At 39.1% G+C, this 23,713-nt stretch carries 18 protein-coding genes; 8 read left to right on the top strand and 10 right to left on the bottom strand.

Annotation, left to right across the window (positions count from 1 at the left end; translation table 11 throughout):
• Positions 1 to 7: 7 nt before the first annotated feature.
• A complete protein-coding gene (locus HMPREF0013_RS19655; RefSeq protein WP_005804454.1) occupies positions 8 to 1,717 on the bottom strand; it encodes a GGDEF domain-containing protein in 1,710 nt (569 codons plus the stop codon).
• A gap of 1,009 nt (positions 1,718 to 2,726) precedes the next feature.
• Here HMPREF0013_RS19655 and omp33-36 point away from each other — a divergent pair.
• Positions 2,727 to 3,626: a porin Omp33-36 gene (omp33-36, locus tag HMPREF0013_RS19650; protein ID WP_025464165.1), complete on the top strand. Its 900-nt coding sequence runs from the start codon at positions 2,727 to 2,729 to the stop codon at positions 3,624 to 3,626.
• A 60-nt stretch (positions 3,627 to 3,686) separates the two neighbouring features.
• Here the strand turns inward: omp33-36 and HMPREF0013_RS19645 are convergent, their stop codons facing one another.
• The 4 genes from HMPREF0013_RS19645 to HMPREF0013_RS19630 all read right to left on the bottom strand — a co-directional run bounded on the left by HMPREF0013_RS19645 (position 3,687) and on the right by HMPREF0013_RS19630 (position 8,735).
• Complete coding sequence (locus HMPREF0013_RS19645; protein WP_005078623.1) at positions 3,687 to 5,654, bottom strand: BCCT family transporter; 1,968 nt, start codon at positions 5,652 to 5,654, stop codon at positions 3,687 to 3,689.
• A 166-nt stretch (positions 5,655 to 5,820) separates the two neighbouring features.
• Complete coding sequence (locus HMPREF0013_RS19640; protein WP_005804452.1) at positions 5,821 to 6,513, bottom strand: ion channel; 693 nt, start codon at positions 6,511 to 6,513, stop codon at positions 5,821 to 5,823.
• 172 nt (positions 6,514 to 6,685) lie between these two features.
• Positions 6,686 to 8,401 (bottom strand): cation acetate symporter, encoded by a 1,716-nt coding sequence (locus HMPREF0013_RS19635; RefSeq protein WP_002121878.1) that lies wholly within the window; start codon positions 8,399 to 8,401, stop codon positions 6,686 to 6,688.
• 1 nt (position 8,402) lies between these two features.
• Entirely contained in the window at positions 8,403 to 8,735 is a 333-nt protein-coding gene (locus HMPREF0013_RS19630) for a DUF485 domain-containing protein (protein WP_000372818.1), read from the bottom strand.
• 181 nt (positions 8,736 to 8,916) lie between these two features.
• Between HMPREF0013_RS19630 and HMPREF0013_RS19625 the strand changes: the two genes are divergently transcribed.
• Together HMPREF0013_RS19625 and HMPREF0013_RS19620 are read left to right on the top strand one after the other, a co-directional pair.
• Positions 8,917 to 12,414, top strand: coding sequence for a PAS domain-containing hybrid sensor histidine kinase/response regulator (locus tag HMPREF0013_RS19625; protein WP_005804448.1), 3,498 nt, complete (start codon positions 8,917 to 8,919; stop codon positions 12,412 to 12,414).
• 387 nt (positions 12,415 to 12,801) lie between these two features.
• The gene (locus tag HMPREF0013_RS19620; protein WP_005804447.1) at positions 12,802 to 13,569 is read left to right on the top strand and encodes a hypothetical protein; all 768 of its coding nucleotides are present in this window, start codon (positions 12,802 to 12,804) and stop codon (positions 13,567 to 13,569) included.
• A 39-nt stretch (positions 13,570 to 13,608) separates the two neighbouring features.
• On the opposite strand, the gene HMPREF0013_RS19615 is transcribed toward HMPREF0013_RS19620, so the two are convergent.
• Entirely contained in the window at positions 13,609 to 14,259 is a 651-nt protein-coding gene (locus tag HMPREF0013_RS19615; RefSeq protein ID WP_002122041.1) for a response regulator, read from the bottom strand.
• A gap of 376 nt (positions 14,260 to 14,635) precedes the next feature.
• On the opposite strand from HMPREF0013_RS19615, the gene msuE reads away from it, so the two are divergent.
• Positions 14,636 to 15,373, top strand: a complete 738-nt coding sequence (gene msuE, locus HMPREF0013_RS19610) for an FMN reductase (protein WP_005066848.1) — start codon at positions 14,636 to 14,638, stop codon at positions 15,371 to 15,373.
• Between the two features lie 44 nt (positions 15,374 to 15,417).
• Positions 15,418 to 16,530 (top strand): dimethylsulfone monooxygenase SfnG, encoded by a 1,113-nt coding sequence (sfnG, locus tag HMPREF0013_RS19605; RefSeq protein WP_005804446.1) that lies wholly within the window; start codon positions 15,418 to 15,420, stop codon positions 16,528 to 16,530.
• A gap of 95 nt (positions 16,531 to 16,625) precedes the next feature.
• On the opposite strand, the gene HMPREF0013_RS19600 is transcribed toward sfnG, so the two are convergent.
• Entirely contained in the window at positions 16,626 to 17,039 is a 414-nt protein-coding gene (locus HMPREF0013_RS19600; protein ID WP_005804445.1) for an Lrp/AsnC family transcriptional regulator, read from the bottom strand.
• Positions 17,040 to 17,144: 105 nt separating this feature from the next.
• Between HMPREF0013_RS19600 and HMPREF0013_RS19595 the strand changes: the two genes are divergently transcribed.
• On the top strand, positions 17,145 to 17,687 hold the full coding sequence (locus HMPREF0013_RS19595; RefSeq protein WP_005804444.1) for a cysteine hydrolase family protein: 543 nt from the start codon (positions 17,145 to 17,147) through the stop codon (positions 17,685 to 17,687).
• A 41-nt stretch (positions 17,688 to 17,728) separates the two neighbouring features.
• Here the strand turns inward: HMPREF0013_RS19595 and acs are convergent, their stop codons facing one another.
• Positions 17,729 to 19,678 (bottom strand): acetate--CoA ligase, encoded by a 1,950-nt coding sequence (gene acs, locus HMPREF0013_RS19590; protein WP_025464164.1) that lies wholly within the window; start codon positions 19,676 to 19,678, stop codon positions 17,729 to 17,731.
• A 294-nt stretch (positions 19,679 to 19,972) separates the two neighbouring features.
• Here acs and HMPREF0013_RS19585 point away from each other — a divergent pair, with 294 nt between their 5' ends.
• Together HMPREF0013_RS19585 and HMPREF0013_RS19580 are read left to right on the top strand one after the other, a co-directional pair.
• The gene (locus HMPREF0013_RS19585; protein WP_005804442.1) at positions 19,973 to 20,548 is read left to right on the top strand and encodes a DUF805 domain-containing protein; all 576 of its coding nucleotides are present in this window, start codon (positions 19,973 to 19,975) and stop codon (positions 20,546 to 20,548) included.
• 113 nt (positions 20,549 to 20,661) lie between these two features.
• Positions 20,662 to 21,642, top strand: coding sequence for a mechanosensitive ion channel family protein (locus tag HMPREF0013_RS19580; RefSeq protein ID WP_002121934.1), 981 nt, complete (start codon positions 20,662 to 20,664; stop codon positions 21,640 to 21,642).
• Here HMPREF0013_RS19580 and HMPREF0013_RS19575 read toward each other — a convergent pair.
• Positions 21,622 to 22,329: a 16S rRNA (uracil(1498)-N(3))-methyltransferase gene (locus tag HMPREF0013_RS19575; protein ID WP_005804441.1), complete on the bottom strand. Its 708-nt coding sequence runs from the start codon at positions 22,327 to 22,329 to the stop codon at positions 21,622 to 21,624. The genes HMPREF0013_RS19580 and HMPREF0013_RS19575 overlap by 21 nt on opposite strands.
• Complete coding sequence (locus tag HMPREF0013_RS19570) at positions 22,326 to 23,618, bottom strand: 3-deoxy-D-manno-octulosonic acid transferase (protein WP_005804440.1); 1,293 nt, start codon at positions 23,616 to 23,618, stop codon at positions 22,326 to 22,328. Before HMPREF0013_RS19570 ends, HMPREF0013_RS19575 begins: the two co-directional genes overlap by 4 nt.
• Between the last annotated feature and the right edge of the window lie 95 nt (positions 23,619 to 23,713).

Below are 23,713 nucleotides of genomic sequence, written 5' to 3'. Positions count from 1 at the left end.
GGCTTTTTTATCCCTCAACTGCATTTCGTCCTCGGGCTTTTGCTCTTAATAGCGAACGGTCAGCTTTCTCTAAAAGCTCTATCCAACTCGCCGCGCCTATGGCAAAACCAATACTGACAGAGACATGCAATTTTTCATCTGAACCAGATAAACAAATTTCTTCTAAAGAAATCGCAATCCGAATTTTCTCTGCTAAAAGTCGAGCATCTACAAATTGTACTTGCTCTAACAATATTAAAAATTCATCACCCCCATAACGAACAATTAAATCCGAACTTCGAATATTTTGCTTTAATTGCTCGGCAATACTGACAATGACGCGATCACCTACAATATGCCCATATTGGTCGTTCACCTGTTTAAAACGATCAATATCAATAATCATTAAACAGGTTTGCGTAAATTTTTGAGGGTAACTTTCAACAATTTTTAAATATTCAGATAAAGCTAAACGATTGGAGACTCCGGTGAGTGGATCAGTATTGGCAATATTCTTTAACTGAAATTCAAAAGCGTCGCGTTGTTGCAACATACGTTGTAATCGATCAATTGCTTCAAATAGAGAAAAAAATTCACCTTTGGTGGCGACATTCATCTCATCTTTACAATGATCAGAACTATGCGATAAATCTAAAATTAAAGTTCTCGCTTTAATTAAAGGCGAAAATACTCTTCTTTGCGCATATATCAGGGTAAGTAACGCTGTTGCTAAAGAAATTAGAGAAATAAATAAAGTTAAAAAGAAACCATTTCGAGCAATTGCATTTTCTTGAGTGGCAATGACTACACTCTCATTAAGAATATAACTCTGCAAATCAACCACAGTGGTAAATTTACCTACAATTGCTTCGGTTAACTGTGTACCACTTAAAAAATATGGTTCGCTCTTTTGGCTTTCTTCTAATAGCCTTTCTACAATCGGAATACCCTGATCTATAAACTCTGTTTTCACTCTAGAATATAACCGACGGTATTCTGGAGTTTTTGCCTGTTCAGGCTGTAAGGTATCGACCAAAATCCATAAATATCTAGCTTGATGTTGAGTTTGTAATGAACGTGCACGATTATTACTTGGAATCTCTTCATTAAAACTGACGGGAGCAATAATGTTAGATGCCATACGCCCAGCCTGATCACGCATATCAGTCAGAACGATAATAAGCGTAAAATAATTAGAGATACGGCTATCTTTACTTTTTAACTGCAACATTAGTTTTTGCAGTATTTCCCTACAATTATCCCATGCGCCAAACATCCCTAAAATGGCATTATCCAGTTGAACAGAAGTTCTTGCTGTATATGGAGTTTCACCGTAATAATCAACTACGTGTCGGGCTTGTCTAAGATTTTCTTTAAAATTAGTTTGTAGCTCATTGGCTAAGGAAACATAACCAGCTTGTTTTAAAATTAAAATGCTTGTATCAATTTGCGCATCAACGATTAAACGAAACGTTTTTAGTTCTTGCTGATTTTTTACTAAATCATGAGGACCACTCGACATCATTTTATTGGCAGGAGCACGTTCCTTAGAAACTTTATAGGCAATATCGGCTACTGCTCTTAAACTTTTTATTTCAGCTAGGGCTTGTCTAGTTTTTATATAATCCTGATAGCTTCCTACAATAAGAGGTACTGCCATGAATAATAAGGATAAAATAATAACCAGCATAAAAAAGAACAGTCGATTACTAATATGCTCTGAACGTAATCCTGACATTTCTAGCTGGTACTCCGTAAATGTCCTGCCATTTTTAATACGATATAAATTAGGCTTAAATCCATCCTAGCATTTTAATAACTAAAATTTCATCATTAACCCCTTCATTTCTTTTTTAATAATTATACGATCCCTAAATTTTGTCAGCTTAAATAACAAATGAATCGAAAAATTGAATGCTTTTTATAAAAAAACTCTATTTTACAGATTAAAGATTTTTAATCATGATAGTAAAAACAGTATTTACTTGTCCTCTTGGATACCTCTCCCAGCATCCACTGCCCAGCTTTAAGCTGGGCTCTTTTTGGCCTCTTATTTTTTCAATAAAATTCACATAACTCTTATTTTAATTTTTAGATTTTCTTACAGATAAAAAAAAGCTCAACCTTGGGGAAAGCTGAGCTCGTAAAATCTGATGTGTTCTACACATCGTATCTGGGCAAGCACTTTAAATCCTAAAAAACGTTAGGCAGTGAACTTTGCAATCGAATTATGTGATTTACTTCTACCTTTGTAAAGTTGATTAAATTAATCAGGATTAAAATTTTAATCGTTTTTTCAACTTAAAATAGAGATTTCTTTTATTTTATTCACTTATATAATAATTAAGAATAGTTAAATTTTTTAGTTAAACTAATCCAAATATTGTTAACTATTCCTCAAAATAAAACGAATTTGACAATAAAATGGCGATTTTTTATTCATATTGTAAACACAGCTATATTTTTGTGAATGTTAAAACCGATTAATGCAATCTATTTTTCCAATCACAATTGTAATATCTTTTTAACATTTACTTCTTAATTCTTAATGAAATATAATTATTAGCTTATTGTAAATGTTCATTTTTTTATCAGGTTGACAAACCACTTTTCATTTGATTAGTTTTTCACCAATTTTAACATAAGTGTCAAATATCTTTAACATTACCTTTTCTAGATTATTGACTTCATAAATTGTTACAATACAATGACCCCAGCTTTATCTCTTGTTAATGCTGGAAATGATTATGAAAAAACTTGGTTTAGCCACTGCTGTATTATTAGCCATGACCGGTGCTCATGCTTATCAATTTGAAGTTCAAGGTCAATCTGAATATGTTGACACAACTGCAAACGATAAAAACTTCACTGGTGACGTTGCTGGTACATTCTATTTAAAAAATGTTGATACCGCTAAGGGTCCTTTAGCTGAAGCAGCTTTCTTGAACCAAGCTTCTAGCGTATCTTTAGGTTATAGCTACCAACAGTATGACCAAAACAACGTAAACTACCACGTAGGTACATACGGTGTTAAAGGTGAGGCTTACGTTCCTACTCCTTACCTTCCTGTATATGCTAGCGCAACTTATAACCACACTGATGTTGATGGTAAAAACAACTTCTCTAAAGATGACAACGGCGACCGTTATGCATTAGAAGTTGGTGCTATGTTGTTACCTAACTTCTTGATGACTGTTGGTTATACAAGCGTTGCTAACCAATTCGCTTTAGATAACTTCGGTATCATCAGCAACGGTATCTACACTGCTGCGAACCAAACTGCTGCGATTCAAGACGACCAAGATGCTGTTACAGCTCGTGCTAAATATGTAGGTCCAATCGATGGAACTAACATGGCAATTGGTTTTGAAGCTGCTGGTGCTTTCGGTCAAGAAAACCAATACGGTTTGAAAACTGACCTTTACTTAACTCCTAAGTTAAGCGTTGGCGCTTCTTTCGTTGGTAACGATGGTTCAGCTGACATCAAAGGCAATGACCTTGGTGAATTCCGTCAAGCTTGGGGTGGTAACGTAAACTACTTCATTACTCCAGCTGTAGCAGTTGGTGCATCGTACATGAAAGCTGACGTTAAAAAGTCTAGCTACGATACACAAACTATCGGCTTAAATGCTAAATTCCGTTTCTAATTTAATTTAGAAATCGAATTAAAAAAGGACTCAAATGAGTCCTTTTTTTTACAGCTAAATTTAGCTTCGTACAATATTTAAGAAATATAAATGGCGTTCATACTGATCGATAATGTCCTGAATTAAATCTTCTTGGGTCCAATCCATTACATCATAGTTCTGTCCACCTTCTCTTAAAAACACTTCGGCTTGGAAATATTGTCCATCTTCGGCTTCAGTACGTCCAATTAAAAAACTTGGTGGCACTGTTTCACGTGAAACAACTTTATAAATAAAATTAATTTCATTGTGATGATCGACTCGAAGCTGCATCCCATCCTCAAGTTGAGTAATTGAAACTTCTAAATGACGGCGTCTAAATTCATGTTTGATATTTTCAAACGCACGAGCCACTTGTTTTTCGATATATTCTCTTACCTCTTCTTCACTATGAGGATAGTGCATGATTAAACCTAGCCGCTGTTGCCAGCTTCTTGGATTATGAATAGCACGTGGCGTAATGCGCGCTTCCTGAATGGCTTGCATTTTCGTGACATCAAGATGCAATGCTTTTATTAATCCCCAACTCATGAACAGCATAACCAAAGTAAACGGCAATGCGCTCATAATGATTGAAGATTGAAGCGCAGCCAAACCACCGACTAACAATAAAATAATGGCGAGTACAGCCATCAGTACTGTCCAGAACAAACGTTGCCAAGTCGGTGAGTTGTCAGTTTTTGACGTTAAGTAGTCTGTTACCAATGCTCCAGAGTCAGCAGAGGTCACAAAGAAAAGAATAACCAGCACAGTGGCTAAAACATTCATAACACCTGACCACGGCAAGTGACCTAAAAACTCAAATAGAGCTACAGATGAGTCTTGCTGAACAGCCTGAATAAGAGTGTTTTGATGCTCATGAATAATGCTAAATAACGCAGCGTTTCCTAAAAAACCCATCCAGATAATGGTAAAGCCTGTCGGGATGAGGAGAACCCCTACAATAAATTCTCGAATACTGCGTCCACGTGAAACCCTTGCGATAAACATACCCACAAATGGTGACCAAGAAATCCACCAAGCCCAATACAAAATTGTCCAACCACCTATCCAGCCATTCGGTTGGTAAGCATAAAGGTTGAAGGTCATTGTAAATAAATTAGAAAAATACTGACCTGTATTTTGAATTGTCGTTTGAAGCAAATAAATGCTTGGTCCACAAATGAAAACAAAGGTTAATAAAATAACGGCTAAAACTAGATTCAATTCGGATAGGCGTTTTACCCCTTTATCAAGGCCTAAAAAGACCGATAAAGAAGCCAAAATACTCACCACGACAATTAAAATAATCTGTATATAAGTGCTTTGCTCTATACCTAAAAGATAATGCAAGCCAGAGTTAATCTGGGTAACACCGAATCCGAGAGAAGTTGCTACACCAAATACCGTACCAATAGTCGCAAATATATCGATGCTGTCGCCCCAAGGCCCATAAATCTTTTTACCAATGAGAGGATAAAGGGCTGAACGGGTCTTTAAGGGTAAATTATGTCGATAAGCAAAATAAGCTAAAGATAGTCCCACTAATGCATAAATTGCCCAAGCATGTAAGCCCCAGTGGAAGAAGGTCACCCTTAATGCTTGCTGTGCTGCCTCAATAGTCTGAGCATCCCCACTCGGTGGATTAACATAATGCATGACAGGTTCGGCAACTCCGAAGAACATGAGACCGATACCCATCCCTGCTGTAAACAGCATGGCAAACCAAGACCCATTATTATATTCAGGCTGACTATGGTCAGGTCCTAATTTAATTCGACCTATTGATGAACAGGCGATATAAATCAATAAAATAAGAAAGAAGGCTACAGATAAAACATAAAACCAGCTAAATGAATCGGTGATCCATTGTTTTAATTGCTGCGTTAGAAGTTCAAAAGAACTCGGGGCGATCACAACAACTGCCAAGAACAAAGCAATAATAATGACCGTACCAAAAAATACGTTAGGATTAACGTTTGCGAACCAACCTGGTTGTTTGGAAGGCATAACTCCTCCATGTTATTTTAATGAAAAGTGATAGGCATAAAGCCAATAAAGACATTCACAGAATGAACAAAGTTAAATCTTTCAATAGAGAAAGCCGATAATACTTTAAATAAACTTAAATAATATTGCAGTTACAAAGGTGTAAAAAATTAAAACACCGTCTCCTTTATTTGTCAGAATCCTTCTTTGCTGGATGGGCAATGTACTGTAGAGCAATTAAACGTGTGACAATCAAAGCGAGATACATCACGCCACAAAACATTTGTAGCATGGCTAAAACGCGTGCTGGTGGACTAAGCGGCATTAAATCAGATAAGCCTGTTGCTGACTGTAAGCTAAAGCTCAGGAACAGTAGATCTAACCAAGTCTGGAAATGATGAGCATTGTTTGGATTTTGGAAGCTCGCAGGAATCAATAACTGACAAATGTTGTAGAGGAAGGCAAAGCCCCAAGCAAGCAAAGTAAAAACTGCAGCAGCTGCAAATAGTTCATCTCTTGTTAAATATCGATCAGCAAACATATAACGAAATAAACCGTAAGCAGCCGAAAAGTAAGCCAGTGCTTCACAGCTATGGGCAAAAATCTGGACCGTTAAATTGCTATAGCCTAATAAAATAAAGACTGAGGATATAATCGCTCCACTGACAAAAGTTAATCCCAGAAAAGTAAACATTGGGGTTTGACGAATGACCTTGGCAATAATAAGTAGGGCAAGCACTCCTAAAGCCCACGTTAGGGTCCGGTAAAATACATCATGAAAAGTGAGCATGGCCAAAATGAGTAGGATAAATTGCACAAGCAGTAACCATGCAGAAGGTAGCAGTCGAAAGCTCGCCCAGAAGTCCATGATAGATCGCATTTAATTATTTTCCTTTTTCATTATGTTTTGAATTATAGGAAATCATACTGTACAAAAAATAGGACAAACAAGTTGTTCTTTATTAAAGAGCTTCTTTCACTTTAAGTTATACGATCAACAAAAAAAGCCCCGCAGGGCTTTTAATGAGATAGATATTTAATCCATTTTGATTTTAGTGATCTGAGGCACCAGAAGCACCGATACCTGTCATTGAACGAACGTATTGGGCATCGAATGCAGCACGCTCTTTTTTAGCACGGGCAGAGTTGTCAGTCACCGAGAAGAACCAACAGCAAAGGAATGACAATGGCATCGCAAATAATGCAGGACCATTGAATGGGTTAACTGGTGTATCAGAGATTTTTAAAGTATCTACCCAAACCGCTTTAGACAGAACAATAAGTACTACCGCTGTTACAAGACCAACTACACCACCGATAACTGCACCACGAGTGGTTAAACCTTTCCAGAACATTGATAGAACAAGAATTGGGAAGTTTGCACAGCATGCCACAGAGAACGCTAAGCCCACCATGAATGCTACGTTTTGCTTTTCAAACAAGATACCCAAAATCATGGCAAAGATTGCTAAACCAAGTGTCGCAATTTTTGACATACGAAGTTCTGAAGCTGGAGTCGTTTGACCTTTCTTGAATACGTTAGCGTATAAGTCATGTGAGATTGCAGATGCACCAGAAAGTGTTAAACCAGCAACAACAGCAAGAATCGTTGCGAACGCTACTGCTGAAATGAAGCCCATGAATAAGTCACCGCCTAAAGCGTCACTTAAATGCACGGCTGCCATGTTGTTACCACCAACAAGTTCAAGCTTGCCTGATACTGCCATTTTTGCAACATCAAGGAATTGAGGGTTGTTTGATACGAAAAGGATCGCACCGAAACCAATAATGAAAGTTAAAAGATAGAAGTAACCAATGAAACCTGTCGCAACCACAACCGATTTACGCGCTTCTTTTGCATCTTTTACAGTGAAGAAACGCATAAGAATATGTGGAAGACCTGCTGTACCAAACATGAGTGCCAAGCCAAGAGATAATGCATCAATCGGGTTTGCGGCAAGTTTACCCGGACCCATAATTTTTGCAGCTTCTTCAAAGCTTACACTGTGGACTTTACTGAATACTTCAATTGATTGAGTGAACATGTTGCTGAAGCTAAAACCAACCGCTTTCATCACCATGAATGCCATGAAAGTCGCGCCACTAAGCAACATAACTGCTTTAATGATCTGTACCCATGTTGTTGCCAACATGCCACCAAAAATTACGTATGCCATCATTAATAGACCAACGATGACAACAGCAATGTTGTAGTTCAAACCAAATAGTAATTTGATGAGCTGGCCCGCACCTACCATTTGAGCGATCAAATAGAATGCGACAACCACAAGCGAGCTTAAGGCAGCTAAAGTACGGACCGGTTTTTCTTCGAGACGGAATGACACTACATCTGAAAGATTGTATTTACCGAGGTTACGTAAACGCTCTGCAACCAAGAATAAAACGATTGGCCAACCTACCATAAACCCAAGAGAATAAAGTAAGCCATCAAAACCCGAACTAAACACCATCGCGGAAATACCAAGGAAAGATGCTGCTGACATGTAGTCACCGGCAATTGCCAATCCGTTTTGGAAACCGCTGATTCCGCCCCCTGCGGTATAGAAATCTTGTGCTGATTGAGTTTGTTTTGCAGCCCACTTAGTAATAAACAAAGTGAAACCAACAAAGATCAAGAACATAATAATGGCATGCCAGTTGGTGGCTTGCTGTTCGGCTTCACCCAAATCTGGACCAGCCATAGCAACAGTTGAATATAGCGATGCTGCTGCCAATAAGGCTTTCGCTTTTAATGAATTCCATTTCATATTAGTGTAATCCTTTCTCATGCGTGATGGCTTCAACTTCCTTCAACGCTTCTTCACTCAACTGGTCAAGGGTATTGTTTGCGATATAGGAATACACGCCACACAGTAGGAAAGATAAAACAATAATTCCTAAGCCTAGTGGAATACCCCATGTCGTTACACCACCACTAAATGAACTCATTAAAAATTCTTTGTTGTAGCCAACAAGTAGCATAAAGCCCACATAAAGCACTAACATAATGATTGTGAGCGTCCAGCTTAATGCACTTTTTTTCTTGACCATCTTTTGAAACTTTGGATTGCGTAGAATCTGTTCTACTTGGCTTTGATCCATAACCAAACTCCTTGCCTGTGCCCAACCTTGGTCACTTTTTTAATAGTAGTTTCTCATTATTAAAATTAGCAAAATAACGTGTAATTCGTAACTTAGACTTTGGTCGTTAAAATTTAATCAATTTATAGCTTTGTTTCTGCTTGCGGTATGATAGGCGCAAGGTTTTAATCATGTAGGTCATATGAACAGCTGGCTGATTATTGGGGTACTCACTTTTTATATAGCACTCTTATTTATTTGTGCTTTTTTTGGCGAGAAGCATGCTAGTCGCCTGAGTACACGTGGCCGGATGTTCTTGTTTAGTTTGACCTTAGGTGTTTACTGTTCATCTTGGACATTTTATGGTGCAACCGGAGCTGCCGTCCGAGAAGGCGTCATTTTCTTACCTATTTATTTAGGTCCGCTGTTATTTGTCTGGTTTGGTTACGATATCTGGCGACGTTTAGGCCGAGTACGTCAACACCACGCGATTTCCTCAATTGCTGACTTTGTTGCTGCACGTTATGGCAAAAGCGGCGTATTGGCATCGTTGGTTACGATCTTGGCAGTTATTGCGATTATTCCCTACCTTGCCCTACAGTTACGCGCAATTGCCTTAAGTACATCAGTCATATTGGAGCAAAATGCTCATATTCATACGACCACCAATAGCGTTTTGCTTTTAACTAGTGTCCTTGCGATTTTAGCCATGATCTTCGGTACAAGGCAGATTGCAAACACTGAGCAGCATGGTGGCCTCATGTTAGCGGTGGCATTTGAATCTTTTGTAAAATTATTCGCCCTAATCTGTGTCGCTTTATTTTTTATTTTTGAAGCACCCGCGAACTTAGTACAAGTCTCAGCCGACGTAAACCAAACCTTTCAAGAAGTTCAGTTATTTGGGGTGCCTGAAACTTTCTGGATTCAGACATTATTGGCAGGTCTGGCAATTATCTGTTTACCCCGTCAGTTTCATGTGGCTGTTGTCGAATTACGCGATGAAAAGCACATTCGCGGTGCACGTAAATGGTTTGCGGCTTATCTCATTTTAACGATTTTAGCTATTATCCCGATTGCAAGCTGGGCTTTGCATGCAGCGCCAAAATTCCTAACTGTGCCTGATGTGGCAGTACTCTCATTACCATTGAGTTATAACCAAGAATGGTTAGCCCTACTGGCCTTTTTAGGTGGGTTCTCTGCCTCAACAGGCATGTTACTGGTGTCATCAGTTGCATTATCTATCATGCTCAGTAACGACTTGATTATGCCCGCACTATGGCGTTTTAAGCTGCTATCACGTCACGATAAACATTTACCTAAAGTTCTTAAATTCAGCCGTCGTATTAGTATTGTCGCGGTGATGTTACTTGGCTTTTTATTCTTCCATTTCTTTAATGATATTAACCAGCTTTCAGTATTTGGTTTATTGGCATTTAGTGCGGTTGCTCAATTCGCTCCTGCACTAATTGGAGGATTGTATTGGCGAGGTGGAAGTCGCCAAGGCGTTTATGCAGGTCTTATTGTTGGCTTTTTAATGTGGAGTTACACATTACTATTTCCAACCATCTTACGTAGTTTGCCGGAAGCCTATCAAGAAACAGCCCAGAGTATTTTGCTTTTTGGCCCTTTTGGAATTAATGCATTACGTCCAGAATCACTTTTTGGCTTTGAATCATTTGCTCCACTTACACACGGCGTTATTTGGTCACTCGGTTTAAATATTGTTTTATATATTTGGATTTCTAAACTTTACCGCCCAAGTGTGGCAGAACAAATTCAGGCAGAAAGCTTTTTCTACTATGAAACTAAGCCTCTGCCATCTCCACATACTTCTACCGATTTGACCTATTTACCGCACGATGCTGCACGTTTAAAAGTAGGTGATCTGTTCGCCCTTGCTAAAAGAATTACGGGTGAGCAACCCACAACCCAAGCGTTCGAGAACTTTTGTGAACAAAATCATCTCACGCTCAACCCCAATAGTATCGCCAACGGGATGTGGTGGCGATTCACCGAACAATACTTAGCTGGCATTATCGGCGCAGCCTCTGCCCGTACTTTGCTCACTACAGCAATGATTAATAATGGTTTGGCATTAGGCCAAGTCGCCAATATTTTAGACCAAGCCTCACAATGGCAACGTTTCAATCAAAACTTGCTGATGACCATGATTGACCACATGACACAAGGGGTAAGTGTGGTCGATAAAAACATGTGTTTAGTCGCGTGGAACAACCAATATTTAAAACTGTTTGGCTACCCAAAAGATTTAGTCTATGTGGGTTGTCCAATTGCCGATCTGATTCGTTATAACGCTGAACGCGGCGAATGCGGCCCCGGTTCAGTCGAAGAGCATGTTCGTAAACGCTTACACTGGATGAAAGTCGGAAGTGCGCATGAATTTGAACGAATCCGTAAAGACGGACGCGTTATTCAAATGCGCGGTAATCCTATTTCAGGCGGGGGCTTTGTAACTACCTTCGCCGACATTACTGCTTTCCGTGCAAATGAGGCAATACTGGAAGCCCGTGTAAAAGACCGAACCCAACAACTTGCCGATGCCTTAACCGAGCAACAGCTCGCGCGCGAACAAGCCGATATGGCTAATATGTCAAAAAGCCGCTTTATTGCTGCGGCAAGTCATGACTTATTACAACCAATGCACGCTGCCCGTCTGTTTAGTACGGTTCTTGAACAAAGCATTGCGACCGAAGAAGATCGTCAAACTTTGCAACAACTTGACCGTGCTCTATATGGTGCAGAAAGTATGCTCTCTGCCCTGCTCGATATTGCACGTTTAGAAGGCGGCACCATACAGCCAAAAAGACAGCCTTATCCTCTGCACGATTTATTAAGCGACCTCGAACTACAGTTTAAGTCGATTGCTGCACAGCGAAATATTTCATTAAAAGTTCACGATGTATCATTCTGGATTGACACAGATCCACAGTGGATACGACGCATTATTCAAAACTTTGTGAGTAATGCACTGCGTTATACAGCCAAAGGCCGAGTGATTGTTGGTGTATTACGTTCAGCTCAAAAACCTGGACACATTCGAATTGGTGTCTGGGATACAGGTCCCGGAATTGCCGAAGAGCAACGTATTAAACTATTTCAAGAATTCGAACGCTGTGGGCATTTATCACCGTGGGGTGAGCAAGGTTTAGGTTTGGGTCTTGCTATTGTGCAGCGTATGACGGGTTTGTTGAATTATCCAGTCCATGTCTATTCGCAACTCGATAAAGGTTCCTGCTTTATGATTGAGGTTCCGGTGGTAGAAGCTCCAAAAGTGATAACCCCAACCGTACAGGCAGTACCTTTAAAAACCAAAGCCTATCGGATTTTATGTTTAGACAATGATGAAACTATTCTTGAGGGCATGAGTAGCTTATTAGGTCGATGGGGTTATGAGGTTTTTAAAGCCACTGAACCTGAACAAGCACTTGAAATTATTCAAAAAGAAAATACTCAGGTCTGGCTTATCGATCAGCATTTAAACAACAACCAACTCGGTGTCGATTTTATTATGCAAAATCGCCAGCATGATGTTCCGGTTGCTTTAATTACCGCAGACTCTCATCCTGAGTTACCTCAGCAATTGAAAGAACTGAATATTGTTTTACTCAAAAAACCGCTTAAGCCAGCTTCTCTAAGAGCATGGTTATCGGGACTTAAAATTGCCAGCGAGGTAGATTAAATATTTTTCTCCCAAACCTTTTTATAAGTTTGGGAGAGATTTTTGGCAAAAATTATTGGACTAATTTAAGCCAATAGGCAGAACTGCTCAAAAAGTCTACTTTTGTTGATTAAATAATTGGCCAAACTTTCCATTAGCCCTTTTTCTATGGCAAAGCTCACCTTTTTTGTAAGTGAACACTTGTACACTTAGTTACAATTTCATAAGTTAATGTTTTTTAAAATTATAATTAGCAAAAAATAACCACATACGACTTTAGTCGTATTCTACTTGCATTCTTGATGACACATAAATATTCAAAACCTATTTATTAAATGTACAGTCATTTTTATAACCCATTTCCATATTAAGCACCCCGCTCACGAATTAATGCAAAGGACAATTGCCATGAATATTTCTGATAACAGCCCACAAGGCCAACTTTCGTCTCAACAATTTTATCGTCAATACAGTGCCAATGCTTTACTTCCTGAACTAGATTGGCAAAGTATTTTCCCCCACAGCAAACTGAATGATGCCCACATCAAAGCATTAAATACGATTTATCAGTGTGCCGTCCCCCTTGCACTTAATGTATTTCATGATCTAAATTTTGATGTATTTGCACCTGCGGCTTATCATCCTCAAGGTTTAGGTTTATTTGACAAATTGGCTCAACAAGAAGAAAACTTTTTAAAAGTTCTTAGCGCTGAAAGTGAAAATCTTGACCATGACACACGTCATCAAATCTGGAGCATGCTACTCCGTGGTGGCGCTGTTTTAGTTTTCAAAGCTTGGCTAGGTCATGTCAAACTTGGAGAAAATCAGTTAGATATGACTCAGTTTGATGAGCTTTCTGACTTGCTCTTTATTAAGACACCTCCGCATCAACTTGCTGAACGTTTGCATGTAGATGAAAAAGCAAAACTTGACCATATCTTCTTAATGTATGGCAATGACATTTTCCTTGATCGATTCAATAGTCTGGAAACTGCTGCTCTGTTCGTTGATTTAGGTGTTTATGATGCAGCTTTCTTAAGCTTGCGTGATGACCGTGTGGCTGAATATTTAAAAAGCAAAGGCTATGTGACTCAAGAACAAATTGATGATTTGCAATGCGCGCTTAACCCATTGTACTGCGACAGCCTAACACCAAAGCAAGATTGTCTTGCTTAAGTGGCACACATAAAAAAGACCTCAATCGAGGTCTTTTTTTTAGATTTTCTTATCTTCAATATTTAATGCACTAATGGCCAATACGGCTTGTGTACGGTTTTGCACACCTAATTTTCTAAAGATAGCCGTTACGTGAGCTTTAATCGTTGCTTCTGAAACATCAAGCTCGTATGCAATCTGTTTATTTAACAAACCTTCTGCAACCATCATCAACACACGGAATTGCTGAGGTGTTAATGATTGAATACGTTCAGCTAAAGCAGTTTCATCTGCTGCTCTCGGGTCAAGGTTAAGATTAGATGGCAAGTTAGGTGGCAACCAGATATCACCTTCTAAGACTTGACGAATCGCTTCGCCAATATGGCTTGGATGAGCCGACTTAGGAATATAACCCATCGCACCATGAGCGATTGCACGCTGAATGATTGAAGTTTCTTCATGTGCAGAAACAACAATAATCGGAATAGATGGATACTGTGCTCTTACATAAACCAGAGCCGAAAAGCCTGAAGCACCCGGTAAATTTAAATCGAGTAATACTAGATCAGGTTCTGCCCCATTTTCCAAACGCTCATAAAACTCATCAACCGAGGCTGTTTCATGAATTTGTGCCTGTGGCAGGCTATAACGTACTGCTTGAATTAAAGCATGACGAAACAAAGGATGATCATCAACGATTAAAATATTCATAAGCGATTAAAGTAATCTTGAGCATAAGTATGGCCTATTGTAACCCTACTATTTAGATGAAAGATACGTTCATCTTATCCATTTTTATGCAAAATGTTGATAAATGCAGAACTTAGCCAAGATTTTCAGATGTTTTTTAACTTTTAATCAAAATTAATCTGTTTTTTATATAAGCTTCCTTTTTATTATAAAAAATATATCACCTATAATTATATAAAATAAAAACAGCAACTTAATAGAAAAACAAAGTATAAAAATCCACTATTTATCTTTTATATTTAAAACTGATAAGGTTGACCAATTTCGTTATTTTACAGTTTACCGTCGTTGTTGATTAATAAGTCCAATCTCTTGTTTTAGGCTTAGGAACCAAATTATGACTGGTATCACATCACCAAAACCTTTAAATATCGTTGCTGTTTCTGGTGGCTTAAATACCCCATCTAAAACGGAAAGTCTGGTTCAAGCCATTCTTGATGAATTATCAGAAGCAATCGATATTAAAGTTCACTTTATTAAATTAAGCGAAATCGGGCCTCTATTAGGCGGCGCATTTTATCGCAACCAACTTCCACAACGCGTACAAGATGACCTTGCAGCAGTTGAAGCAGCAGATGCTTTAATTGTAGGAACACCCGTTTACCGTGCTTCTTTTACAGGTCTTTTCAAACATTTCTTCGATTTTGTTGAACAGACTGCTTTAGTCGATGTGCCTGTACTTTTAGCAGCATCGGGCGGTAGTGATCGTCATGCACTCGTACTTGAACATCAACTTCGTCCATTATTTAGTTTCTTCCAAGCACAAACTTTACCAATTGGCGTATATGCGACAGATCGTGACTTTACTCCGGAATATACGGTGAAAAGCGAGCAATTATCAGATCGTATTACGTTAGCAGTAGCACGCGCATTACCAATTTTAGAATGGGCGCCAGCGAAAGGTAAACGTGCTGAAGTGGTTAAATCTAAATCACAGCAAGCAAATCAAGAGCTTGGTATTAACAAGCAAATTGAGCAAGAAGAAGTATTACCTTCAGCAGCTGTACCAGACCTTGATGCGGCAGAATCTCGTTTGCATCACAAGTCTGGCAAATCATTAACGCATGTTGCCTAAGCGCAATATCGCTAAATAAAAAGAACGAATGGGGAGAGCGAACCATGACGCAATTACAACAACCAATTAAATTTGCTTATTGGGTACCAAACGTAAGCGGTGGCCTTGTAGTGAGTAACATCGAACAGCGTACAGACTGGAGTTATGACTACAATGTTCGACTTGCACAGGCTGCCGAAAACAATGGTTTTGAATATGCGCTCACCCAAATTCGTTTTACGGCGGGGTACGGGGCAGAAAACCAACATGAATCGGTAAGTTTCAGTCATGCATTACTAGCAAAAACTGAAAAATTAAAAGTCATTGCGGCTATTCTGCCCGGCCCTTGGAAACCTGCACTTGCGGCTAAACAACTTGCAACGATTGATTATCTAACTGAAGGTCGTATTGCGATTAACGTAGTGAGTGGCTGGTTCAGAGGCGAGTTTGATGCCATTGGTGAAGAGTGGCCTGAGCATGATGAACGTTATGTTCGCTCCGAAGAGTTTATTCGCACTCTAAAAGGAATATGGACCACCGATAACTATAGTTTCGATGGTAAATACTACCAGTTCCGAAACTACACGCTTAAACCAAAACCTTTGCAAAAGCCTTATATCGAAGTTTTCCAAGGTGGCAGTTCACGTGCTGCACGTGACATGGCGTCTCGCGTATCTGACTGGTATTTCACTAACGGTAATACGGTAGAAGAAATTCAAAAACAAGTCGAAGATATTCGCACTAAAGCAAAAGCCAATAATCACCATGTCAAAATTGGGGTAAATGCGTTCATTATTGCCAGAGATACCGAAGAAGAAGCAAAAGCGGTACTCCAAGAAATTATTGATAAAGCCAATACGGAAGCGGTAAATGCATTTGGAGATGCTACACGTGAAGCAGGTGCTGCTTCACCAGAGCAACAAGGTAACTGGGCAAAATCAACTTTTGAAGATCTAGTGCAATACAACGATGGCTTTAAAACCAATTTAATTGGTACGCCGCAGCAAATTGCAGAGCGTATTGTGGCACTCAAAAATGTAGGTGTTGATTTGATTCTTTCCGGATTTTTACACTTTATTGAAGAGGTGGAATATTTCGGAGAAAAAATTCTGCCGCTCGTTCGTCAGTTAGAACTTCAACAGGAAAAGGAGGTAGAAATCCAAGCTAAATCAGCCTAACCCCCCCCAGTTAAAACAGCGCAAGATAATAAAAACAATAAATTAAAAATAAAGAATTTATTGGCTCCAAGACTCGGCTTGGAGCCTTTATTTTTTTAGGATTTCTCGACTTCTCGAATCACTGTTTCAACCGAGTAACGGCACCATTTTGAAAGTTTTTCGATAAATTCATTTAAGGCAGCGGGTTCAAAATGGCTTACGATCATATAGCAAGCATTACCCATGACTTTAAAACATTCATCGATTTGTTCGTATTGCTTCACTAAATTTTCAATTTCTTCAAATGCGCGTTGTTCATTTAAATGCAAATGAACAAATTGTTTATGCGAATATTGAACGGCAATGGTGTAGTTTTTGATAACACCTGCATCCATTAACTGAGCAATTCGAGCGCCCACCGCCTGCCCTGTTCGATGGACACGCTGCCCAATTTCTTTATTTGTCAGACGAGAATCTTGTTTGAGTAATGCAATAATTTTTAGATCAATCGGGTCTAATTCAATATTCATTTTTCATGGCGAAAGAAAACTAGCGTTAATGCTTTCATAGGACTATAGCCGATTTTTCAAGCAGAGAATAATCTTGTTTTATCTCATATCAACAAGAGTGACCTCATGAAACAAGCTCTATTAGTTATCGATGTACAAAATGATTATTTTAAAAATGGCAAAATGGAATTGGTTGGGCCAGATCAAGCGCTCGATAAAATAAAGCAGCTTGAACAATATTTTAACGAGAAAAATTTACCGATTATTTATGTGCAGCATATTAACCCGCCACAAGCCAGCTTCTTTCAAGAAAATACAGATGGAGTGTTACTTCATCCTGAACTCAGTGCTGGCAGTGATTCATTAATCGTGACAAAGCATTATCCAAACAGTTTTTTAGAGACCAATTTAGATGAGCTTTTAAAAGCACATCAAATTGAACAACTTATTATTACAGGCATGATGACGCATATGTGTATTGATTCAGGTACACGTGCAGCCAAAGAACTTGGCTATCAACCCATCTTAATTGCAGATGCAACCGCAACTCGCGATTTAAGCCATGACGGAAAAACTGTAAAAGCTGAAGACGTACAAACTGCTTTTTTAACTGCGCTAAGTACGTTTGCAAATGTAGAAAATACTGCTGACTTTTTAGCAAGCTCTTAGTAGAAAGCAATAAAAAAGCCCCAGATGGGGCTTTTTTAAAATTAGTTCTGCTTATCAGGATAAACCGTTGTAATTAACTGATCTACCACTGCAGGCTCAGCCAAGGTTGAGGTATCACCTAAACTATCTAGCTCATTCGCTGCAATTTTTCTTAAAATACGGCGCATGATTTTACCCGAACGCGTTTTAGGTAACGCTGGTGCCCAATGTAGTGCATCAGGTGAGGCCACAGGTCCAAGCACTTTACGTACCCAGTTGATTAACTCTTTACGCAGCTCTTCCGATTCTGCAACACCTGCCTGTAAGGTCACGAAAGTACAAATACCTTGTCCTTTAATCTCATGTGGCATACCCACCACTGCTGCTTCTGCTACAGATTCATGCGAAACCAAAGCACTTTCAATTTCAGCAGTACCTAGACGATGACCTGAAACGTTTAAGACGTCGTCAACACGACCTGTGATCCAGTAATACCCATCTTCATCACGGCGAGCACCATCGCCTGTAAAATAAGTATTTTTAAAGGTCGAGAAATAAGCTTCAATAAAGCGGTCCGGATCACCCCAAATAGTACGCATCTGGCCTGGCCATGAATCTTTAATCACAAGGTTACCTTCAACCGCACCTTCTAGCTCATTACCTTCACCATCCACAATGGCGGGTTGAATCCCAAATAACGGACGTGTTGCTGAACCTGGTTTTAAAGCTGTTGCACCCGGCAATGGAGCAATCAAAATACCGCCTGTTTCGGTTTGCCACCATGTATCAACAATCGGGCAGCGGCCTTCACCAACAACATTGTAGTACCAATTCCAAGCTTCAGGGTTAATAGGTTCACCGACCGAACCGAGTAAACGCAAGCTGCTACGGTTACTTTCGCGTACAAATGAATCACCCTCTCGCATCATGGCGCGAATTGCGGTTGGAGCTGTATATAAGATAGAAACTTTATGTTTATCGACTACGTGACCAAGACGTGCCCATGTTGGGTATTGAGGCACGCCTTCAAACATTAAGGTCGTGGTACCATTTGCTAGCGGTCCATAAATTAGATAACTATGTCCTGTAATCCAACCGATATCGGCTGTACACCAATACACATCATCTTGTTTTAAATCGAAGACCTCTTTAAAGGTACTGGTTACATAAACTAAGTAACCGCCTGTCGTATGCAACACACCTTTCGGTTTACCTGTCGAGCCCGATGTATAAAGAATAAATAAAGGGTCTTCTGCCTTCATCGGCTCTGGAGGACAGTTTGCATCAACCTCCATAATAATGAGGTGATACCACAAATCACGACCAGGCTTCATTTCAATCGGGTTTGCATTACGGTAAACCACAATCACATTTTCAACACACTCAGTACCCGGCAATGCTAAAGCCAAATCAACATTTTCTTTGAGCGGTAATAGTTTTCCGGCACGTAGACTTGAGTCTGCGGTAATCACCAGTTTAGCTTGGCTGTCTTCAATACGACTTGCTAAAGAATCTGGCGAGAACCCACCAAATACCACACAGTGAACAGCACCAATACGGGCACAAGCTAACATGGCAATTGCAGCTTCTGTCACCATTGGCATATACAGTACAACGCGGTCACCTTTACCAATGCCATATTTCTTTAAAACGTTGGCAAAACGGCAGACTTCGTCGTGTAATTCTTTATAAGAGACAATCTTATGACGAGAAGGATGGTCACCTTCCCAAATAATTGCAGGTTTATGTGGATGTTCTTTAAGATGCCTGTCTAGGCAGTTTGCTGACACGTTCAACTCACCATCAGCAAACCATTCAATTTTAAAATTGTCTTTGTCAAAACTAGTATTTTTAACTTGGGTAAATGGCTTTATCCAATCGACAATTTTAGCTTGCTCTGCCCAGAATTCATCTGGGTTCTCGATAGAGTGTTGATAACGTTTAAAGTAGTCTGCTTCAACAGTACGAGCTGTTTTTTTAAATTCCTCTGGTACTGGATAGATCTCATTCATACGCAACTTCCTTGATCTTGTGCATCCCATCTCGAGACTGTGGCTATTATTTTACTGGATCTTATTTGCATGCCTTTGCAGTATGATGACTCTTTCAAAGCCTAGACAATGCGACTTTGGTCATATATTAACCACTTACTCAAGCATACGAAATTATGAACATTTTTATAAAATTAAGTTGATTTAAAACATTTGTCTATAGCTTTTACTTTTATAATTTTTTCAATATTTGATGGTTTTGATCATCAACAAAGATTATTTTGTCTCTCATATGCAACCTAGGAATAAAATAATATGTTTGCCCAAACAACTTCCTCACGCCCACCACAACTGCCTTTAAAAGATAGCCCTTTTTCAATTCATGGCCGTTTTAACCGTATGAGTTATTTAGGTGGATATGGACTGATTTATTTAGTCACAATCGTGGGTTATTTTATTCTGGCCTCCTTTCTTGGAAGTTTTCAGCTTTCAAGTAATTTATTTAATTTTGAGTTTTATAGCTCTCTTTCTGGCCTCAGTGCTTTGGTGGTATGGGCTTTTTGGCTATTCCTGATTTATTTAAATGTTGTTCTCGTCGTGCGACGTTTGCATGATCTAAATAAAAGTGGTTGGATGGGATTACTACTATTCATTCCAGTTGTTCAGTTCTTTTTTATGATTTATTTACTACTTGCCTCAGGTACAGCAGGTCCAAATCAATATGGTCCATCTCGACCATCAACGTTCATAGAAAAGTTAATGGCTTGGTTTATTTTATTCGCTATTTTAATTAGCCTTATTTCTACCGCAGGCTTTTTTTACTACTTCTCTGGTACCGATACTATTCAAACCCCGTCACAAATCTTACAAAAAGGAACGGAATACTTTTAATTAAAAAACACTTTATTATTCAGATGAACTCATTATAGTAGGCGCACATTTTATCTCCTACTATGATGAAAGCCGATCATCGCTTTCATAATTTTTTAAAATAGAGACTTGTCGTGGCTGATGAACAAAAATCCTTAACGGATGTTGCAAAAAATACAGGCGAACTTTTGCAAGAAGCAGGTACTAAAACCACTCAAACGGTTTTAGCCCATACCGAAAAGTATCATGATGCCTATACCACTATTGATAAAATCGTGGATAGCTTCTGGGAACGTGTGCCTTATATTTGTATTGCGATTATCGTTTTTATTATTTTTTGGCTACTCACCAAATTATTTAAGTTCTTTGTTCGTAAAACCTTAGAAAATCGTTCTTATACGCGCCAAAACCTAGTGTTGGTTCTAAACCGTGTAGGAAGTACGACAATTTTATTTTTTGGATTCTTAATTGCACTTGTCATCATGATCCCAGGTTTTACCCCAGGGCAACTCATGAGCGCGTTAGGGATCGGTTCGGTCGCAATTGGTTTCGCATTTAAAGATATTTTCCAAAACTTGCTTTCAGGTATTTTGATTTTATTGAGCGAACCGTTCCGTATTGGCGACTCAATTGTGGTGAATTCGCTTGAAGGAACTGTTGAAGATATCCAAATTCGTGCAACATTCTTACGCTCTCCAGATGGCCGTCGTATTGTTATTCCAAATGCCACAGTTTATACGAGCGCTTTAACTGTAAATACGGCTTATCAGCAACGACGTTGTGAGTTTGTAGTCGGCATTGGATATGACGACGATGAACAAAAAGCTAAACAGATTATTTTAGATATTCTTAATAATGACCGAAATGTACTCAGTCAGCCGGCTTTCTCGGTTAACGTTACAGCTTTAGCAGATTTCTCGGTTAACTTGACTGTACGTTGGTGGGTTGATACTACTGAAACTGATATGTCCTCATCTACAAGCACCATTCAAGCTCAAGTAAAACAAGCTTTCAATGAGAATGGAATTAATATTCCTTACCCAATTCAGGAATTAAAAATGGCTTCAAATCAGCCACTTTTAAACCCAGAAGCATCAACTAAAGAGACGACCTAAAATATAAGAAATAGACGTTTCAGTTCTTAAAATACGGTTGCATAAGCTCACAGCTTGGCAGCCGTTTTTTGTGAGCAAATCAATTTCATAGGGAATAAAGCCGCCTTCGGGTCCAACGACTACACTGCACGCATGCGGAATATTAACTGGCATGCTCTGCTCGGCATACGGATGAGCCACATAGGCGGGACTTTCCTTTGAAATTAAGTTTGGTAAAACATCTTCAACAAAAGGTTTAAAGCGTTTATATAATTGAATTTCAGGAACAATGGTGTCGCCTGCTTGCTCAAGCCCTAAAGTCACATAGTTATCAAGTTGTTGCAAAAATGGAGTTTGCCAATAGCTTTTATCTACCCGATAACTATGAATCAAACTAATTCTTTCAACACCTAGAGTCACACTATCCATAATTAAACGGCGTAAAACTTTGGGCCTTGGTAACCCTACGATTAAATGTACTGGAAGTTTTGCAGGTACAACTTCTTCAGTGATAGGCCGTATACAAACTTCTTGCTCATTCATCGAAACAATTTCAGTGGTATAGCGTGCACCATTACGAACACCAACTTTTAGATTTTGGCCAACCGTAATATCAAGATGTTCACGCAAATGCTGTAATTGGCGTTTTGAACGGATTGACCACAACTCTGACTGAACATCATCAGATTCTAACAAAACGATATTCATAGTTTTTCGGCCAAATACCGATTAATTACGCCAATATGTTTTTGTAATGAACCTTGGTTACGCTGCAAAACTTTATGCGCCTGCTCAACCACCTGCTTTGCTTCTTCAGGCTCGGCTAAACATGCCATCCAGATTGCTACAACTTGCTCAGCGTCTTGAGCAATGAGCACCCCATTTTCATCAATAAATTCATCAACAATGGTTTGGAAATTAAAGTAACGAGGTCCAATTACGGTCGGTACATTTAAAACCATAGGCTCCAAAATATTATGCCCACCGCCCGGTTCATTAAGTGATCCACCCACAAAACACACCTGACTTAGGGCGTACCATAACCAAAGCTCCCCCATACTATCGGCTAGATAAACCTGTGTACTCGTATGAATACTTTGGTTCAAGCTTCTACGATGAGTAATTAAATCTAGGTTTTGGCAAATTTCAAAGACTTCGTCGAAACGTTCAGGATGTCGAGGTACGACAATACAAACTAACTCTGGATCTGACCTTAGATAAGGCTGAAGTGCTTGCAAAATTTGTAGTTCTTCGGGTGCATGTGTACTGGCAATTGTCAGTACTTTTCGTTGGCCCAAATACCATAGCTGGTATAGCTTTGCTGCCTGATTTATAAATGCTTCTGGTGCGTGAATATCAAATTTAATATTTCCAACCACCTGACTTTTTTGTTGATCTAAACCAAGTTCTACATAACGTTGTCGAGTCGCATTATCTTGTGCCAGCACCCAATCAATTTGTTTCAGCATTCCTGCTGTTAGACCTGAAACACGGCTATAACCTTTAGCTGATTTTTCTGATAATCGCGCATTTAATAATAAACAAGGAACCTGTTGTAGCTTGGCTTGATCAATTAAATTTGGCCAAAGTTCAGTTTCAACCAATGCTAAAAGTTTTGGCTGGTACAACTCAAAAAATTGTTTTAACAGATGTTTTTGATCAACAGGCAAATAAACTGCTTGAAATAAATCTAAATACGGCGCTTTTAAAAATAATGATTTGGCACGCGCTTGCCCAGTTTTAGTCGTATTAGTAACTAACACAGGCTGACCGAGTTTAAGATAATGCTCGATTAAAGGCTGCGCAGCATTGGTTTCTCCAACCGAAACAGCATGGAACCAAATTGCTCTCACATTTTTCGGAGATTCAAACGGCCCAAATCTTTCAAGACATTCCTGATTATATAATTCCTGGCTTTCTGCACGTTTTTTTATACGCCAGTGGTAAAAAGGTTTTAATAAATGGAGTGCGGTGTTGTACCAAAATGGGGTCGCCAAGCGGTTTGCCTCAAATAGTCAAAGTTTAAAACTGGGGAAAATATAACATAGATAGAAAAAATGGCAGAGTTTCGATACCTAAACTCTACCATTAC

The sequence above is a fragment of the Acinetobacter sp. SH024 genome, assembly GCF_000163635.1.
In the GTDB taxonomy this organism is placed as follows: domain Bacteria; phylum Pseudomonadota; class Gammaproteobacteria; order Pseudomonadales; family Moraxellaceae; genus Acinetobacter; species Acinetobacter pittii.
Note: the sequence above shows the minus strand (reverse complement) of the source record. Positions and strands in the feature narration are given on the sequence as shown.

What these genes read in the sequence shown, in the direction of transcription:
- omp33-36 (WP_025464165.1), top strand. Translation starts at nt 2,727, where the DNA reads ATGAAAAAACTTGGTTTAGCCACTGCTGTATTATTAGCCATGACCGGT.
- HMPREF0013_RS19595 (WP_005804444.1), top strand. Translation starts at nt 17,145, where the DNA reads ATGAAACAAGCTCTATTAGTTATCGATGTACAAAATGATTATTTTAAA.
- HMPREF0013_RS19630 (WP_000372818.1), bottom strand. Translation starts at nt 8,735, where the DNA reads ATGGATCAAAGCCAAGTAGAACAGATTCTACGCAATCCAAAGTTTCAA.
- sfnG (WP_005804446.1), top strand. Translation starts at nt 15,418, where the DNA reads ATGACGCAATTACAACAACCAATTAAATTTGCTTATTGGGTACCAAAC.
- HMPREF0013_RS19615 (WP_002122041.1), bottom strand. Translation starts at nt 14,259, where the DNA reads ATGAATATTTTAATCGTTGATGATCATCCTTTGTTTCGTCATGCTTTA.
- HMPREF0013_RS19625 (WP_005804448.1), top strand. Translation starts at nt 8,917, where the DNA reads ATGAACAGCTGGCTGATTATTGGGGTACTCACTTTTTATATAGCACTC.
- HMPREF0013_RS19620 (WP_005804447.1), top strand. Translation starts at nt 12,802, where the DNA reads ATGAATATTTCTGATAACAGCCCACAAGGCCAACTTTCGTCTCAACAA.
- HMPREF0013_RS19635 (WP_002121878.1), bottom strand. Translation starts at nt 8,401, where the DNA reads ATGAAATGGAATTCATTAAAAGCGAAAGCCTTATTGGCAGCAGCATCG.
- acs (WP_025464164.1), bottom strand. Translation starts at nt 19,678, where the DNA reads ATGAATGAGATCTATCCAGTACCAGAGGAATTTAAAAAAACAGCTCGT.
- HMPREF0013_RS19655 (WP_005804454.1), bottom strand. Translation starts at nt 1,717, where the DNA reads ATGTCAGGATTACGTTCAGAGCATATTAGTAATCGACTGTTCTTTTTT.
- HMPREF0013_RS19600 (WP_005804445.1), bottom strand. Translation starts at nt 17,039, where the DNA reads ATGAATATTGAATTAGACCCGATTGATCTAAAAATTATTGCATTACTC.
- HMPREF0013_RS19640 (WP_005804452.1), bottom strand. Translation starts at nt 6,513, where the DNA reads ATGCGATCTATCATGGACTTCTGGGCGAGCTTTCGACTGCTACCTTCT.
- HMPREF0013_RS19585 (WP_005804442.1), top strand. Translation starts at nt 19,973, where the DNA reads ATGTTTGCCCAAACAACTTCCTCACGCCCACCACAACTGCCTTTAAAA.
- HMPREF0013_RS19575 (WP_005804441.1), bottom strand. Translation starts at nt 22,329, where the DNA reads ATGAATATCGTTTTGTTAGAATCTGATGATGTTCAGTCAGAGTTGTGG.
- msuE (WP_005066848.1), top strand. Translation starts at nt 14,636, where the DNA reads ATGACTGGTATCACATCACCAAAACCTTTAAATATCGTTGCTGTTTCT.
- HMPREF0013_RS19645 (WP_005078623.1), bottom strand. Translation starts at nt 5,654, where the DNA reads ATGCCTTCCAAACAACCAGGTTGGTTCGCAAACGTTAATCCTAACGTA.